The organism is Pseudobacteroides cellulosolvens ATCC 35603 = DSM 2933 (assembly GCF_001262605.1).
GTDB lineage: Bacteria > Bacillota > Clostridia > Acetivibrionales > DSM-2933 > Pseudobacteroides > Pseudobacteroides cellulosolvens.
In genome coordinates, this window is record NZ_LGTC01000001.1 from 1,892,797 (window position 1) to 1,908,130 (window position 15,334).

Genomic DNA, 15,334 nt, shown 5'->3' on the forward strand with positions numbered 1-15,334 from the left:
CTCCTATTGAACATATAATAAAAAAATATAAAATATTTGATTTTTCTTCATTTCATAAACTATCTGAGTTTAATTAATTCTACAATTATCGAATAAGTATATTTACGATCAAACTTCATATCAGCTAACCTACGATTGTTATAGCCCATCTTTTTTCTTAATTGGTTTCTGCTGTACAACACTAATAGCTTTTTAGCCAAATCATTAGGATCATTCTTGCAATTTAATCCTATTTTATATTTATTAACCAAGCCTCTATATTCCGAACTTTCCTGTGTATTTAACACAGGCAGGCCCGCTGCAGCATAATCGCCAACTTTATTAATAATGCTTCCGGCAGATCCATTTTTAATAGGATTTACAGCTATATCGCATGACAACAACATACTTACCATTTTTCCATAATCCAACCTCCCACAAAATTCAACATCTACGTTTTTTTCCTTTGCATAGTTCTGAAACTTTGATTTTAATGGCCCATCACCTATCACTATAAACTTTATATTACTAATTCCTTTTTCCTTAACTAATTTCAACGCATCCATAACATTTGTTAAATTATAGCTATGTCCCAATGTCCCGATATAAACAAGCCTAATTTCACCTTCTACCTTATTCAAAGCCTTATTTTCTTTCGCTAAATTATCAAAATATGACAACTCTGTCCCTAAAAAAACAGCATGGCCCTTTTTACACTTCTTATTTACCTTTATTGCTCTATCTACATAAGTTTGAGATACTGCAACAATATCATCAGCGTTTCTATAAATATATTCAGCTTTCTTTTTTATAGGCCATAATATAATATTACTAATCAACGGAATATTAAAAACCATTTTAAATGCTTCCGGCCATAAATCCTGAACATCAATAATCAGTCTTATATTATTCTTTTTAGCATACTTGGTTGCTACTTTAGCAACATCGAGTGAAGGAACTGCACAATAAATAACATCAGGCTTTTTTCTTGTAGCCAGATAATCTTTTAAGCTTTTACCCATAATATAATGACTGTAAAAACGCTCAATGGATATATTTTTTGAATATCCAGGCTCGTAAAGCATGGTAAGCTTATAGCTAATATCATTAATCTGATGTTTCGTAATAATTCTCTGCGTTTTAGTCCTATGTGAAAAGCTAGATGTAACTAATTCAACACATGCATCACTTTTGTCAATTTTTTCTGCAATATAATTAAATCTCCCATTACCATATTCACCTGGTATCTGAGTAAAATGTGCGATAATTAATATATCTTTCAATCCACTCACCTACATAAAAAATATAATTGTTCCTTGTTTAAAAAATTAAGTTATTATCACTTATTTATATAGTTAGCGTCTTACCCTATATGCCGGAAAGAACTTTGAGTTTCTATCAGCCCCCACGATTTCACATAACCTAGAATTAATTTCTTCGTTCCATATTTTTTTTCCAATATAAAATCTAAATTCAGTGTTACAACCAAACTGCTTTTTAAATAAATACAAACTATCATCAATATCATTGCTTCTGCCACCACCATGATGAATTAACTTATACCCTTTTTCTTTTCCCCATATGGTAATTGCATATCTCAGTATGTATGCAGGCGACAGATAAAGAAACTCGTTAAGTGTACCTGACAAGTGAATATGAATTGTTTTGTCGTAGATAAAATAGAACCCCATAGCAATGGTAAGTTCTTTGTAAATTGCTTTAACCAGTACAATATTCTTGCCAAACAACTCAATGCAATGCTTAAAATATTCTTCATCAAAGTAATAATAATCATCTGCTTTATTTCGTTTCATTGTTGAGTAATAAACTTTAATAAAATCGTCCACATCACTTGGTTTTTCAATTATTTCAAAACTAACCCCGTTTCTTAATGCTTTTTTTATATTCTTACGACACGATTTAGAAAACTCTGATTGAAAAGGGTCACCGTATTGCTCTAAATTAGTTCCAATTGTGTTTCTAATATGTTCCACATCATAATAATCTATAAAATCTTGTGCATTCCCGATTATTGGATGAAATCTTACAAATTCGCTTACGATATTATTCTTATTACAATACTGATTCAACGCTAGACAGAAGTCATTTACCAGCTCTTTCCTGCGTCCTTCTTCGCACCACTCAATTATAGGTCCACCATATCCATAAGGAGTTATAATGTCATAGTAGGTTTTTTCATCTATTTTTAATGGTACCTGGCGTTTAATAAACATGTGACTTACAATTCCATAGTCACTCTTAAACTCAAACACTTCACTAACTCCATTTTCAACTTTTTCATATAACTTCCCGTAAGATGATTCAAAATATAAATCATTCATATAGTACCGAAGAACCCTCCTATCGTATTTACTAACCTCTCCATATCATACAAATCATATCTTTGGTCACAAATTAAAGATAACTCTTCTTGATATACATCGCTTGTATCAGTACTAAGACAAAATTCATTAGGAATAGGCCAATGAATTGGGCAATACATTCTATTAGCTATCAAATAGTTTTTAAGTGCATCTCTTATATCTTTTCTTGCTCTTATGGGAAAAAACAACGGGCAATCTTTAGTAAAATCATGATTGCTTATTAATGGTTTTATATTATTAAATTTCTTTACAGCCTTGTGGATATAAGATGCATTTTCTCGACGTTTCTTTTTTATCGTATATATATCAATTGTAGATAAAATACTTCTAGATACTCCATCGATTTCAATACTTTTATAATCAAGATAAAGACTCTTATTAAATCGAGAGTACATTTCTGAAAAATTCTCCTTACCACTCTCTTTTATCAGCGTTTTCTTCTCATATTCCTTAATATATTCTGCCTTTTTAGACATAGCATTTATCTTAGTATTTATTATTGATGACAGCGGCAGCTTCAATGTTTGTCTGGAGAACTTACCTTTCTGTTTTACAGCCAAACCACCACTAGGAATGGCAAACCACTTCCTTAGACTCGCAACTTTGTAGTCAGATTCATTACAATATGGTTGTTCACTTAATAAGCGATGGGTTATATCTTCAATAACAATTGTACCTTTGCTTTTGAATACTTTAATTATTGAATCCATTACTGTGCTGGAAAATCCGAAATAACTGGTGGAAAAAAAACATCACATGATTTATCATAATCTACTATATACTCTAATCCTTCATTAGAAAAAATAACCTTATAGAAATCAATTTGTATACCTTTATCAATAAATGCTTGTAACATCGAACTACAGCAATAAGAAGGAAAATATACAGATTTAACTTTTGTAGTGATATCTCTTAATACATAATCAATTGCTGTCCGCCCAGAAAAAAGAAGGCGATGATCTTTACCCAAGTTGAGCCAGCTTGGTGATTTTATGGTGCCTTCGTTTGGGATACTATCCAGCCAAAACTCACTACCTATCTCTCGCATTTTTGATACTCTCTTCGCAACAAAGAATAGGATAGTACATTATGATATTTACCTCTTTTGTAAATTCTAGATCGTAAAACCCCATCCTTTTTAAATCCGCACTTTTCAAAAACCTTCTGAGACGGATTATTGTATTCCAATATATTGGCTGTCAAACAATTCAAGTTCAATTCATCAAAACAGTAATTAATTAAAATTCTGATTGTTCTGGTTCCAATACCCCTACATCTAAATTCATCACTCTTTATTTTAATATTTAAATTCGCAACAGAATTTTTAAAATCAAATGAACTTATGGAAGCCATTCCTACTGCTATAAGATTTACCTCTATAATAAATTTCATATCATCAGAATTTAGATTATTAATCCATTCAGCTTGGATTTTTGAAGAAACAGGTAATGACCATCCGATAACCATATTCTCTAATTCAGGATCGTTAATCATATCTTTTAGAAAATTAGCATCTTTTTCTTCTATGGCACGGAGTACTATATTTTCATCAATTAAAAGCATTTTATTACCACCCTTCGTGTAACTGTAATCAATTAGAAATGTGCTTTTTTCTTGTTCCATTCTATGTTTATGAAAATCTTCTACCCTAGCAGTCCCTCTTACTGATACACCCTCCTGCTTAAAAACTTTTAGCATTGTTTTAAAAATTATTTTTATATCACCCCAGAAGGTTATTTTATTTATGTATTGAATGTCATAAGCAAATCTCTCTTCCCACATCATTGTATTTCTTCCGTTAATCTGGGCCAAACCTGTTAATCCTGGTCTAACATCATGACGTTGTCGTTCAATATCATTGTAATATGGTAGATAGATTGTAGCCAAGGGCCTGGGTCCTACAATTGCCATATCTCCACGAACTATATTCCAAAGTTCAGGGAGTTCATCCAAAGATGTTGACCTCAAAAACTTACCAAACTTAGTAAGCCTTACACTATCAGGTAATAACTCTCCATTCTCATCTCTCTCATCAGTCATTGTCCTGAATTTATATATTTTAAATATTTTTTCATTAATTCCAGGCCTATCTTGTTTAAAAATTACCGGACTACCTAGTTTAATTTTCACAAGAATAGCTACCGTTAATAGGACCGGACCTAAAATAATAATAGCAATACCAGCTAAAATAAAATCCATTGGTCTTTTAATATATTTCTTATAAATACCTTCTTTACTTGATAGCACTGCACCTTTTTTAGTTTCGGTTTTCATCTATCTCCACAACCCCTTGGTAATCTTACAAACTCTCTCTAAATCGTCATCCGTCATCTTCGTATCACTTGGTAAGCAAACACCATTCTCAAATAACTTTTCACTCACATCTCCACCAACATAATCATATTTCTCAAAGAAAGGCTGCATATGCATAGGTTTCCATACAGGCCGCGATTCGATATTCTCAGTTTCTAAAGCTTCCATTATTTGAATAGGCCTCACTTGGCCATTTAAAGTCATGACACTTAACCAATAGTTGGGCTCATTCCAATCATTGATAGGCATAAATTCTACACCTTCAAGGTAACATAATTCTCTCTTATAATATTTAAAGATGTACTTCTTCTTAGCTACTCTCTGTTCCAATACTTTAAGCTGTCCTCTACCAATACCGGCCACAACATTGCTCATACGGTAATTAAACCCTAATTCGCTATGCTGATAGTGCCTTGCTTGGTCCCTGGCTTGTGTTGCCCAGAACCTGGTTTTAGCAATCTTCTCTTCGTTATCAGAAACAAGCATACCACCACCTGAGGTAGTTATAATCTTATTGCCATTAAAGCTAAACACACCAAACTCACCGAATGTTCCGGTATGTTTGCCTTTATAATAAGTTCCAAGTGATTCTGCGGCATCTTCTATAAGCACTACGTTGTACTTATTACAAAGTTCAACAATTTTATCCATATCCGCTGCCAGACCATAAAGGTGAACCACTATTACTGCCTTCACACGATCTCCATATTTTATTAAAGCCTGTTCTAATAGTAATGGATCCATATTCCAGGTAACAAAATCACTATCTACAAAGACCGGAGTAGCTTTCTCATAAATAATCGGATTTGCTGAAGCTGAGAAAGTCAACGATTGACATAGAACGATATCCCCCTCTTTTACCCCAACTAACTTAAGTGCAAGATGAATCGCAGCAGTTCCGGTTGTTGTTGCTGAGGCTGCTTTGGCACCTACCTTAGCCGCTAATTCGTTTTCAAATTCAGTAACATTTGGTCCAAGTGGAGCTACCCAATTTGTATCAAATGCCTCCTTAATATACGCCATCTCATAGCCCTCTTCACTCATATGAGGGGACGCCAACCAAATCTTCTCAGCCATTACTATTACTCCTTTTCAAAACAAATTCTTACGGAAATATTTTAAAAATATTACTTCTCATAAATGTAAAAGGAACTAAGAAAATAAAATCATTTTTCTTAATCCCTCTGTATCTTTTAACATAAATAACTGTATGATTTTTTATAATTGCTTTACTTTCCTATACAACCCTGTAAATGCAATTGCATGTACAAACATCTTATATGGCTTCAGGTGGTAAAATACAAACCCTACAGCCTAACGCCTTATCCTAAACACAATACGGTATGCAGCAATATCGTCAATATAACCTCTTCACTTCAAGCTAAGCCGAAACTTAAAGCATAAAGATCCGATTTTTTAAATGGGTTCAACCATAGAAACTGACAGTTCAATCAGTCTAGATTCACTCATAAAATTTACTCTTAGTTTTACTCTTCCTTTTCTCTTGTCCAGTTTTTCAATCAAACCCTCCATTCCTAAAAGAGGCCCATCGATCACAACTACTTTTCCTTCGTTTAGTCTTATATGTGAAGGCTCAATTATACCTTTATTGGAAATAAGCTTGCCAATGATATTTATCTCGTTTTGGTTAATTATATACGGCTCACAGTCATCCTTTAAGACCTTGATCAGATCAGGTATATCTTTTAACAAATAATATTCATCCGGTCCCAAATAGCCATTCAACAATATATATCCAGGAAATAAAGGTCTTAGCTTATATTCCCAAATACCGTTTTTTTTTCTCTTAGCCGTCTTTTAGGTACAATTACCCTTAGATTTTTCTCCCTTAGTCTATACTGAAGTCTTTCCTTTAATATATCTTCCTTCCCTGTCATAACAAAAAGTGCATACCAGTTGTTACATGTATTAATATCATTCAACCCAATCACTCCCAAAAGTTTATAGGGGAAGATCTTAAATTATTGCTAACCTAATACAATAAAAGGAATGTTTATATACTCGACAATAACATGATATTCAATTTTAAAAAATATGTGAATGATTTTGGAATTGGACATCTCGTATAAATTTCCAAATTTAATTGATTTTTTCCCTAACAATAGCTGTTTTAATTAAAGTAGGAAAGTGTAATTCTTATTCAAAGTAATTTTATGAATGTATGATATATAGAGGATTAATTTGAGTTATGATTTCTGTATAACTATACAGAGTTAAACCCCATTAACTCAGCATAGAAAAGATCAATCCATAAAACGCATTATTTATAATCATTTGGAGTACCCCAGTTTTCAAACCGATTAAACTCAGAGTTTGTTGAGTCAAAATTTATCCATATGGGTGCATTGTCTAAAACCGGATATGCATCAAAAAATCTTCTATCCCCATACCTAACAGCTTCCAATGCTAATGGCAGCTCACGCCTAAAAATTGCATTACGTACAGCAGATACTGTTGGACCAAATTGGCCATCTACATAAACGTATACAAATAGAAATGGAAATCCATTGTTCGTTCTCCATTCTGCAAGCACCTCATCTCTCATGGTATTGATCTTCTCATATGCAAACTGGAGACCTATGGTAAGAAAAAGGTCTGCTGTCATGTCCGAGTGGGTTAATGTATACTTACGGCCTACTATTGGCTCAGTAATTGTAACACCAGGTCTGAATTCAACATACAGCTTTTCAGGGTTTAATCTTCTCACAATTAACCTCCTTGTGCGGAAGCTGTCAGAAAATACAGCATCCTAATAATCACAAAATCAAACTCATTCAAATTATCCTTAAATAGTTACATTGACTCTTTTATACTATTATATTGTTGAATTTGTGAATTAGTGTCTTTTGATTAACTTATTTACCTGTTATTGCTGCTTGTAATTCTTTTGGAAGCAATATTAACCAAGGTGCAGTTAGTATTCCCATAGCGATTGCAGTTTTTATATAAATTCTTTTTTCTAATCCTTGTTTTTTAAATAGTTTAAAATTATATAATCCAATTAATATTCCGGAAAAAACTACTATTGACAGACATGAAAGAGGGTTAAAAGTATTTATTACATTTGATTCTTCAAGTATAAGTAGTGAAATGGAAGCAAGGACATCAATTAAAATGCCTATAAACCAAGCTTTTGATATCGGAATAATACATTTCTTCCACTCAATTTGGGCTTTAGTAGCTATAAGAACTGCTCCTATAACAACACTATCAATTACATAATTAACAATCATTGATATAAATAAGAAAGGCGGAAAAAGAATTATAATCCATATCGGCCAAAAAACATCATACAGTTTTTGCCTGTTTCCAATTGTTTTTATGTACATTTCAATAACCTTGATAATTATCATCACCATTTAAATAATATTTTAATCTACAATCACAATTGTATTTGCGTGAATTCATTAAGATTCTGGCACAAATTTACTTTTATGTTAAGACATGATTAAAAATTACAATATTACTTCAATAAAAAAGCCATACCCTAATATTTTTAGTAATATTTTAGTCATTTCTTAATTCCCCCTTGAAAAAAGTATCACCGTGCCTTAAAATAACTTCCGGAGGCGAATTTGATGAAACTTGGATTTTGCGGCGGTGCACAAGAGGTTGGTGCAAGCTGTATTCTTTTAAATTTGGACGGTAAAAATATAGTTCTGGACTGTGGAATGAGAATGGGTGGTTCAAAGGAATACCTGCCTGATCTCAGTATAATCCAGGAAAACGGCGGTGCTGATGCCATTGTAATAAGCCACGCTCATATGGACCATACTGGAAGCCTTCCGGTACTCAGCAGAGAATACCCTGAAGCTAAAATATGCATGACCCATGCAACCAAAGATCTTGTTCGTGTTCTGTTATACGACAGCTTGAAAATTATGGAGTACCGTGAAACTGAAATACCCATTTTTGCTGAAGTTCATGTGAAAAATATGCTTGACAGGATACTGTGTTTTTCGCCGGGTTTTACCTTCAGGCCTTTTGATAATGATGTGACAATTACATTTTACAATGCAAGCCATGTCGCAGGAGCTGCCTCAGTATATATAAGCGGCAAAGAAGGTTCTTTTTTCTACAGTGGAGACTTTTCGCTACAGCCTCAAAAGACAGTTGAAAAAGCTTCATTCCCAAAGCTTCGCCCCGATATCGCCGTCATAGAATCCACTTATGGAGACAGGCTTCACTCCAGCAGGGAAACAGAAGAAAGAAAGCTTGTTGAAAAAGTTGGAGAAATAATAAAAGAAGGTAAAAAGATATTAATTCCTGCTTTTGCACTCGGGAGAGCCCAGGAAGTGATTTTAATACTCAAATCCGCTATAAACAAAGGCGTTCTTCCTCCTTTTAGAATTTATACCGACGGTATGGTCAATGACATTTGCCGAGTATATAAACTTAACCCCAATTATCTTAAAAGACAGCTTTCCAAAAAAATATTCAAGGGAACCGATATCTTTTTTGACGATAATGTTATAGCAGTATCAAACAAGCAACAACGTGAAGAAATAGTAAATTCCATGGAGCCCTGTTGTATTATTTCCAGTTCAGGTATGCTCTCAGGAGGCCCAAGCCAGTGGTATGCCGAAAAGCTTGCTCCTTTTGAAGGAAATTTCATAGCCATTACAGGCTACCAGGATGAAGAATCACCCGGAAGGCAGCTATTGGAACTATCTGATAATACAATTGACTCTGAAAGGTTTTTAAAACTGGGTGAATCAAATGTACCTGTTAAATGTGGTATAGGAAAATTCGGCCTTTCTGCCCATGCGGATAAAACCGGAATAATTTCACTCACCCATTCCTTAAGTGCAAAAAAGGTATATTTCGTACATGGAAATAGGGAAATTACTTCTTCACTTGCAAATGACGTGCAAAAAGAGTACCAAGGACGGATATATGCACCAGCAAACAGCGATATATATGAAATAAACCTCACTAACCCCAGAAAACAATTAACAAAGACTGAGCTGGGTTCATTGAAAAAATCAGAAGCACTTACTAATGATAATATAAAAGATTTATGGCATTATATCATAAAAACGTATGGTAATAGTAGAGCGTTTACAATTGAAGAAATTTTCTTTATCTGGTCAGGACGGGAAATCAAAGAAGAAGAGGTTAATAAACTCATTATTCTTATAAATACCTCTCCATTTTTTGAAGCAGGTTTAAAGTACCCGTTTATGTTTCACGCAATTGAAGAGGATATAATCGCATCAATTGATCAAAAGGGGCCAATGGAATCAAACTCCATGCTCTCACTAATAGATACACATTTCCCTCAGGAGGCAGGTATTTACAAAAAAGGTGCCCGCTTTGACGAAAAAACAGCTCTCATTTACTTTAATTTTCCTCAGGTTGCTTCTAAAAAATATGAAAATGAAATAAAATCATTTGAAGAAATATCCGGTTGGAAGGTTGAAACCAATGAAGACTGCAATCTTTTGGCTGTTCAGAATTTGATAACCTCATTACTTCCTTCCAATACAGAATTAACAGGATCTGTCTCATACTACAGGAATGAAAACCTCATAAAAGCCGCATTGAGTGCCGAAATCAACGAAGAAACCAAACAAAAATTATCCGGTGAATTTCTAAACACCTCAGGTATTAACCTGGATTTGATAACACCAGGCCAAAAAACAACTTCAGTACACATTCCGGTTAGGAAATATGATTTCCAGATGGAGCAAAATCAAGCACTTTCCTTGATTGATGAAGCTTTCCAGGATAAACCCGACAAGATTTACAGAAAAAGCATCAAGTCCATAGACGGCGTAGGCTCTATAGAACTATCTTTCATTTCCCCTGCTATTGGAGAAAAATACCGTTCATTGATAGATGAATTGGAAAGCAGGGTGATGTGGAGTTTGAGAATAAATCCCACACCGAACCAAAATGAAATATTCAATATAGGCACAAGATTGTTTGCAGAAAAGGGTATCCAACTCAAAAAAAATCTTGCATACCTACCCAAAGAAATGGTTATCAAGGCTGTTGTCAGTTCTATCGAGCCAGACATGGCACAAACCATAAAAAATGAGTTTTGGGATAAAATTGGCATGACGTTGATTATTAATAACAATTAAAATTACCATTACTTATCATCTTCTTTTTTAATCATGTCCTCCATCTTCTTTTTTACTTCCTGTGGCAATGCATCAACCAGGTAATTGCGATCTATTCCTGCCTTCTCCTTATATTCCGTCATCAATTTATTATTGGCTCCTATAATCTCAGCATACAGTTCCCTGGCAGATAACAGTGAGCATCCCTCACCTCTTACGATCATCTGCTGTAAACCGTCCGATGTAGCAACTGTTATATTATAGTTTTTCTTATTGTCATGAGCAAATTTTTCAATATAATTATCAGCTGTTTGTGCCTCTCTGGTATACACAAGATGGATATTATAATAATCAATTATTTCTTCACGATGTCCCTGAACACGATAAGCATCAAACACTGCAATAATCTGACATTTCCGAATCCACTGGTAATTACTTAAAAAATCAAGCAGTTTTATTTTTGCAGAATCCATGTTTTCTTCTGCAAGTTCTTTAAGTTCCGGCCATGCAAAGATAATATTGTAGCCATCCACAAGAAGATACTCATCTTTTGTTTCCTTTTGCCTGCCAGCATAAGCGGCAGGTTTATAGTTACTTTCATAATTTGTTCTTTCTCTTTTCCAGACAACCTTCTTACCTTGGTTTGCATAAAAGGTTTTATTCATAATTTGATCAATTTCTTCCAAGCTGATTGACCTTTCTTCTGAATATGCTTTATATTTTGGGTTTGTTTCTTCCAAATTGGATTCTTTTTGCAAAAAGCTTTCAACATGCATGTAATTCTTTACTTCATCCCATTCCACCAAAAAACCTGCTCCTTGAGCACAAAACACAGAACCTGTGGGATTTCCCACATCTCTTTCGGAATCGTATCCTATACGTTCCATTACCTCATGTGTATTATGGCATGGTTCATATCCTTTAAGGCTGCAGAACAACCTGCCAAGACCTTTAGTATACGCCATTACCTCCTTCTGATAATTCCTCATAGTGATAACGGGTGCACTCCCAACAAGAACTGCCATATCGTCGTTTATCTGGGAAATTTCTGATGTACCATTCATATTCTCAATATCAGTCATTGCCCTTCCCACCATTTTCTCAGGAAGTTCCAACTGGAAAGCATAATATGGCTCCAATAAAATGGATTCCGCTTCCTTTAAGCCCTGTCGCACTGCACGATAGGTAGCCTCTCTGAAGTCACCGCCTTCTGTATGTTTATTGTGTGCTCTGCCTGAGACTAAAGTTATTTTCATGTCTGTAATAGTTGAACCTGTTAGTACACCTTTATGAGCTTTCTCTTCCAGATGGGTCAAGATAAGTCTTTGCCAGCTTTTACTCAAGACATCCTCACTGCATTCTGATCTATATAGGAGGCCGCTTCCCGGCTCCCCAGGCTCCAATAACAGGTGGACTTCTGCATAATGCCTCAATGGTTCAAAGTGCCCTACACCTTCAACAACATTCCCAATAGTCTCTTTATATACTATTCTTCCTTCATCGAATGCTACATCCACATCAAATCGGCTTTTAATAAGGCTTTGCAGAATTTCAATCTGCACTTCTCCCATTATCTTTGCCTGAATTTCCTGCAACTGCTCATCCCAGGCAATCTGAATCTCCGGTTCCTCTTCCTCAATCTGACGAAGCTTTGGAATCATTACTCTTGGATCGCAGCCTTCAGGAAGTACTATCCGATAAAGCAGCACTGGTTCTAATACAGGTGCTGCTGATGCCTCCTCTATTCCCAAACCGTCACCTGGCCTAGATTCACTTAACCCAGTTAATGCAACTACAGAACCTCCATCGACCTCATTTACAGGCTCAAATCTTTGACCGGAATATATGCGAATTTGATTCACTTTCTCTTCCCATACCCCATTGGTCAATACATCTTTCACTTTAAGCTTTCCGCCTGTTAGCTTCATGTGTGTAAGTCGGTTACCCTGCTCGTCCCTTGTTATTTTGAATATTTTGGCTCCAAACTCATCAGTATAGCCAGGTGCTTTTGCATACTTTACCAAACCATGGACAAACTGCTCAACACCTTCCAATTTTAAAGCTGAACCGAAAAAACATGGAAATACTTTGCGTTCCTTGACAGCCACGCCAATCCGTGCAGTTTCAATATGTCCTGTTTTCAGATATGCTTCCATCATAATTTCATCACACATTGCCAATTGGTCATAAAAAACATCTTCCTTAACTTGTCCAAATTCAATACATCTATCATCCAACTGCTTTTTAATTTTATTTATTAACTTGTCCCTATCTGTGACATTCTGATCCATCTTATTAACGAATAAAAACACTGGTATCTTATACATATCAAGCAGTCGCCATAAAGTTTTGGTGTGCCCCTGCACTCCATCTGCACCACTTATCACTAAAATTGCATAATCCAGCACCTGAAGTGTCCTTTCCATTTCAGCTGAAAAATCTACATGGCCTGGAGTATCCAATAAAGTTATCCTAGTCCCATCTATTTCAAATATGGCCTGCTTCGAGAAAATGGTGATGCCCCTAGCCCTTTCCAGCTCATTGGTATCTAAATAAGCATCCTTATTATCCACTCTTCCAAGCTTCCTTATCCTACCGCTTAAATATAGCATGCCCTCTGATAGGGTTGTCTTTCCTGCATCCACATGTGCAAGTATTCCGATAACTAACTTTCTCATAATTTCTTTTCAAATCCTTCATATTAAATCTATTTCTCTCTATTAATTCTCATCCACTATATCATCCTCCATTATTTCATTATAAATGTCAATAATTATTCTAAATAACCAATTATATTATTATATAAATTGTTGATACCATTCCATATATATGATATTATTTATGAATTAATGGAAAAATTTCTATTCTTAAAAATACTCATTTATCACTTAAGGTTAATACTTACAAACAATTTTATTAAAATTTTAGGAGATCGAAAAAATGAATATTTCAAAGAAGTGCCTTAATCCCATGTGCAATAAATATGAGGACGCAAGCAAGAAAAATTATAAATCATGTAATGATTGTGCTTATCTGTTTAAACCTGGTATAACCGGTCTGTTAGATAATATTAGAAAAATCGGAATTTCTGTCCTGCTAATTTCCGTACTTGTTATCACTGGCTTTGCTGTCAGTAAGGCTGTTTTTCAAAACCATAATAATGAAACTTCAAGTTCCTCAGCAGCAAATGAAATCAGCAGTCCCACAGAAGAGACAAACCCAAAAATACCGGGTACTTCCTTAGACAACTCTGAAACAGTATTACGAATTCATGGTTCAAATACTATTGGCACAAAGTTGATGCCAAAACTGGTAGAGGGTTATCTAGAAAAAAAGGGAGCCATACAAATAAAAACAACAGAAGGATCAAACCCACAAGAAAAAAAGGTAGAATTTAAGTGGTCTAATCAGGATGAAAAAACATATGATATTGAAATCTATTCACATGGATCCGGTACAGCATTTAAGGAATTTGAATTAGCAGCATGTGATATAGGTATGACATCAAGGAAAATAAACGAAAAGGAAATTAGTAAATTAAAAGCTATTGGACTTGGTGACCTTTCTACTGTGAAATCCGAATTTATAATTGCATTAGACGGCATCTCGATAATAGTAAACAAGAATAATCCTATAAATCACTTGTCTGTTGAACAAATTTCAGATATATTTAGCGGTAAAATTACCAATTGGTCACAGCTAGGCGGGAAAGATGGCAAAATCAGAGTTTTTACAAGGGATGAAAATTCGGGAACATATGACACATTTAAAAATCTCATACTGAATAATAAAGCTCTTTTAAGTGCAGCTGTATGGATAGAGAGTACTAAGGACTTATGCACTGAGGTGTCAAAAGACATAAATTCCATAGGGTTCACCAGTTTTTCATATACTGGAGACACCAAACCTCTTTCAATATCACAGGGTACTGCAGATCCTGTATTTCCAAATACCTTTAACATTGCTACAGAAGAATATTACCTAAGTAAGAGAATATATTTATACTGTCCTGAAAATATTCAAAACCCCTATGCCACTGAGCTTATAAATTATATTACAGATGATGAGGGACAGAATATAATAAAAGATTGCGGCTTTGCTACAATAGACATTCAAGTTGATGAGAATTTCAAACCATTTACCAAACCAACTTTTAAAAATCAGAAAGCTCAACAAAAGTATAATCAAATTGTTTCCAATGCCCAAGGAAGACTTTCAGTCAACTTTTTATTTAAAAACGGGAGCTCTGAACTGGATAATAAATCCATAAAGGATTTAGAAAAGGTTATAAACTTCTTATTTAGAAATAAATATATTAATTCTGAAATCTTATTAGTTGGATATTCCGATAATAAAGGTGATTATAATATGAATATTAAGCTATCCAATCAAAGAGCTCTTCGAGTAAAAGAATTAATTTTAAACCAATTCAGTGCACTTGGCGGCAGAGTAGATGTTTTAGGTATGGGACCCGAAATGCCCATTGCGTCAAATAAAACAAGTGGAGGTATGGACAGGAACAGAAGAGTTGAGGTTTATATTATGAAAAATATAAATTAACCGTATATA

The 15,334-nt window shown here is 34.4% G+C and carries 11 protein-coding genes and 1 pseudogene; 2 read left to right on the plus strand and 10 right to left on the minus strand.

Going from position 1 to position 15,334, the window contains the following annotated elements:
- Positions 1-59: 59 nt before the first annotated feature.
- From Bccel_RS07800 to Bccel_RS07840, 9 genes and pseudogenes are all read right to left on the minus strand, one after another.
- Positions 60-1,262, minus strand: coding sequence for a glycosyltransferase family 4 protein (locus Bccel_RS07800; protein ID WP_036941435.1), 1,203 nt, complete (start codon positions 1,260-1,262; stop codon positions 60-62).
- Between the two features lie 72 nt (positions 1,263-1,334).
- Entirely contained in the window at positions 1,335-2,321 is a 987-nt protein-coding gene (locus Bccel_RS07805) for a GNAT family N-acetyltransferase (RefSeq protein WP_036941433.1), read from the minus strand.
- Positions 2,318-3,073, minus strand: a complete 756-nt coding sequence (locus Bccel_RS07810) for an aspartate aminotransferase family protein (protein WP_050753254.1) — start codon at positions 3,071-3,073, stop codon at positions 2,318-2,320. The genes Bccel_RS07805 and Bccel_RS07810 overlap by 4 nt, the downstream gene beginning before the upstream one ends.
- The gene (locus tag Bccel_RS07815; RefSeq protein ID WP_050753255.1) at positions 3,073-3,411 is read right to left on the minus strand and encodes a hypothetical protein; all 339 of its coding nucleotides are present in this window, start codon (positions 3,409-3,411) and stop codon (positions 3,073-3,075) included. Before Bccel_RS07815 ends, Bccel_RS07810 begins: the two co-directional genes overlap by 1 nt.
- Complete coding sequence (locus Bccel_RS32810; RefSeq protein ID WP_081926906.1) at positions 3,399-4,637, minus strand: GNAT family N-acetyltransferase; 1,239 nt, start codon at positions 4,635-4,637, stop codon at positions 3,399-3,401. Before Bccel_RS32810 ends, Bccel_RS07815 begins: the two co-directional genes overlap by 13 nt.
- Positions 4,638-5,699, minus strand: a complete 1,062-nt coding sequence (locus Bccel_RS07825; protein ID WP_476748354.1) for a DegT/DnrJ/EryC1/StrS family aminotransferase — start codon at positions 5,697-5,699, stop codon at positions 4,638-4,640.
- Positions 5,700-6,092: 393 nt separating this feature from the next.
- Positions 6,093-6,574: pseudogene (gene loaP / locus Bccel_RS07830) on the minus strand (antiterminator LoaP).
- A 383-nt stretch (positions 6,575-6,957) separates the two neighbouring features.
- Positions 6,958-7,404 carry a staygreen family protein gene (locus Bccel_RS07835; protein ID WP_036941428.1) on the minus strand — a complete coding sequence of 149 codons (447 nt, stop codon included), beginning with the start codon at positions 7,402-7,404 and terminating at the stop codon, positions 6,958-6,960.
- A 148-nt stretch (positions 7,405-7,552) separates the two neighbouring features.
- Positions 7,553-8,026, minus strand: a complete 474-nt coding sequence (locus Bccel_RS07840) for a hypothetical protein (protein ID WP_036941426.1) — start codon at positions 8,024-8,026, stop codon at positions 7,553-7,555.
- Between the two features lie 249 nt (positions 8,027-8,275).
- On the opposite strand from Bccel_RS07840, the gene Bccel_RS07845 reads away from it, so the two are divergent.
- Positions 8,276-10,786 (plus strand): MBL fold metallo-hydrolase, encoded by a 2,511-nt coding sequence (locus tag Bccel_RS07845; RefSeq protein WP_036941424.1) that lies wholly within the window; start codon positions 8,276-8,278, stop codon positions 10,784-10,786.
- An 8-nt stretch (positions 10,787-10,794) separates the two neighbouring features.
- Here the strand turns inward: Bccel_RS07845 and Bccel_RS07850 are convergent, their stop codons facing one another.
- Complete coding sequence (locus tag Bccel_RS07850) at positions 10,795-13,443, minus strand: translation factor GTPase family protein (RefSeq protein WP_036941422.1); 2,649 nt, start codon at positions 13,441-13,443, stop codon at positions 10,795-10,797.
- Between the two features lie 262 nt (positions 13,444-13,705).
- On the opposite strand from Bccel_RS07850, the gene Bccel_RS07855 reads away from it, so the two are divergent.
- On the plus strand, positions 13,706-15,325 hold the full coding sequence (locus Bccel_RS07855) for a substrate-binding domain-containing protein (protein ID WP_036941421.1): 1,620 nt from the start codon (positions 13,706-13,708) through the stop codon (positions 15,323-15,325).
- Positions 15,326-15,334: the final 9 nt, after the last annotated feature.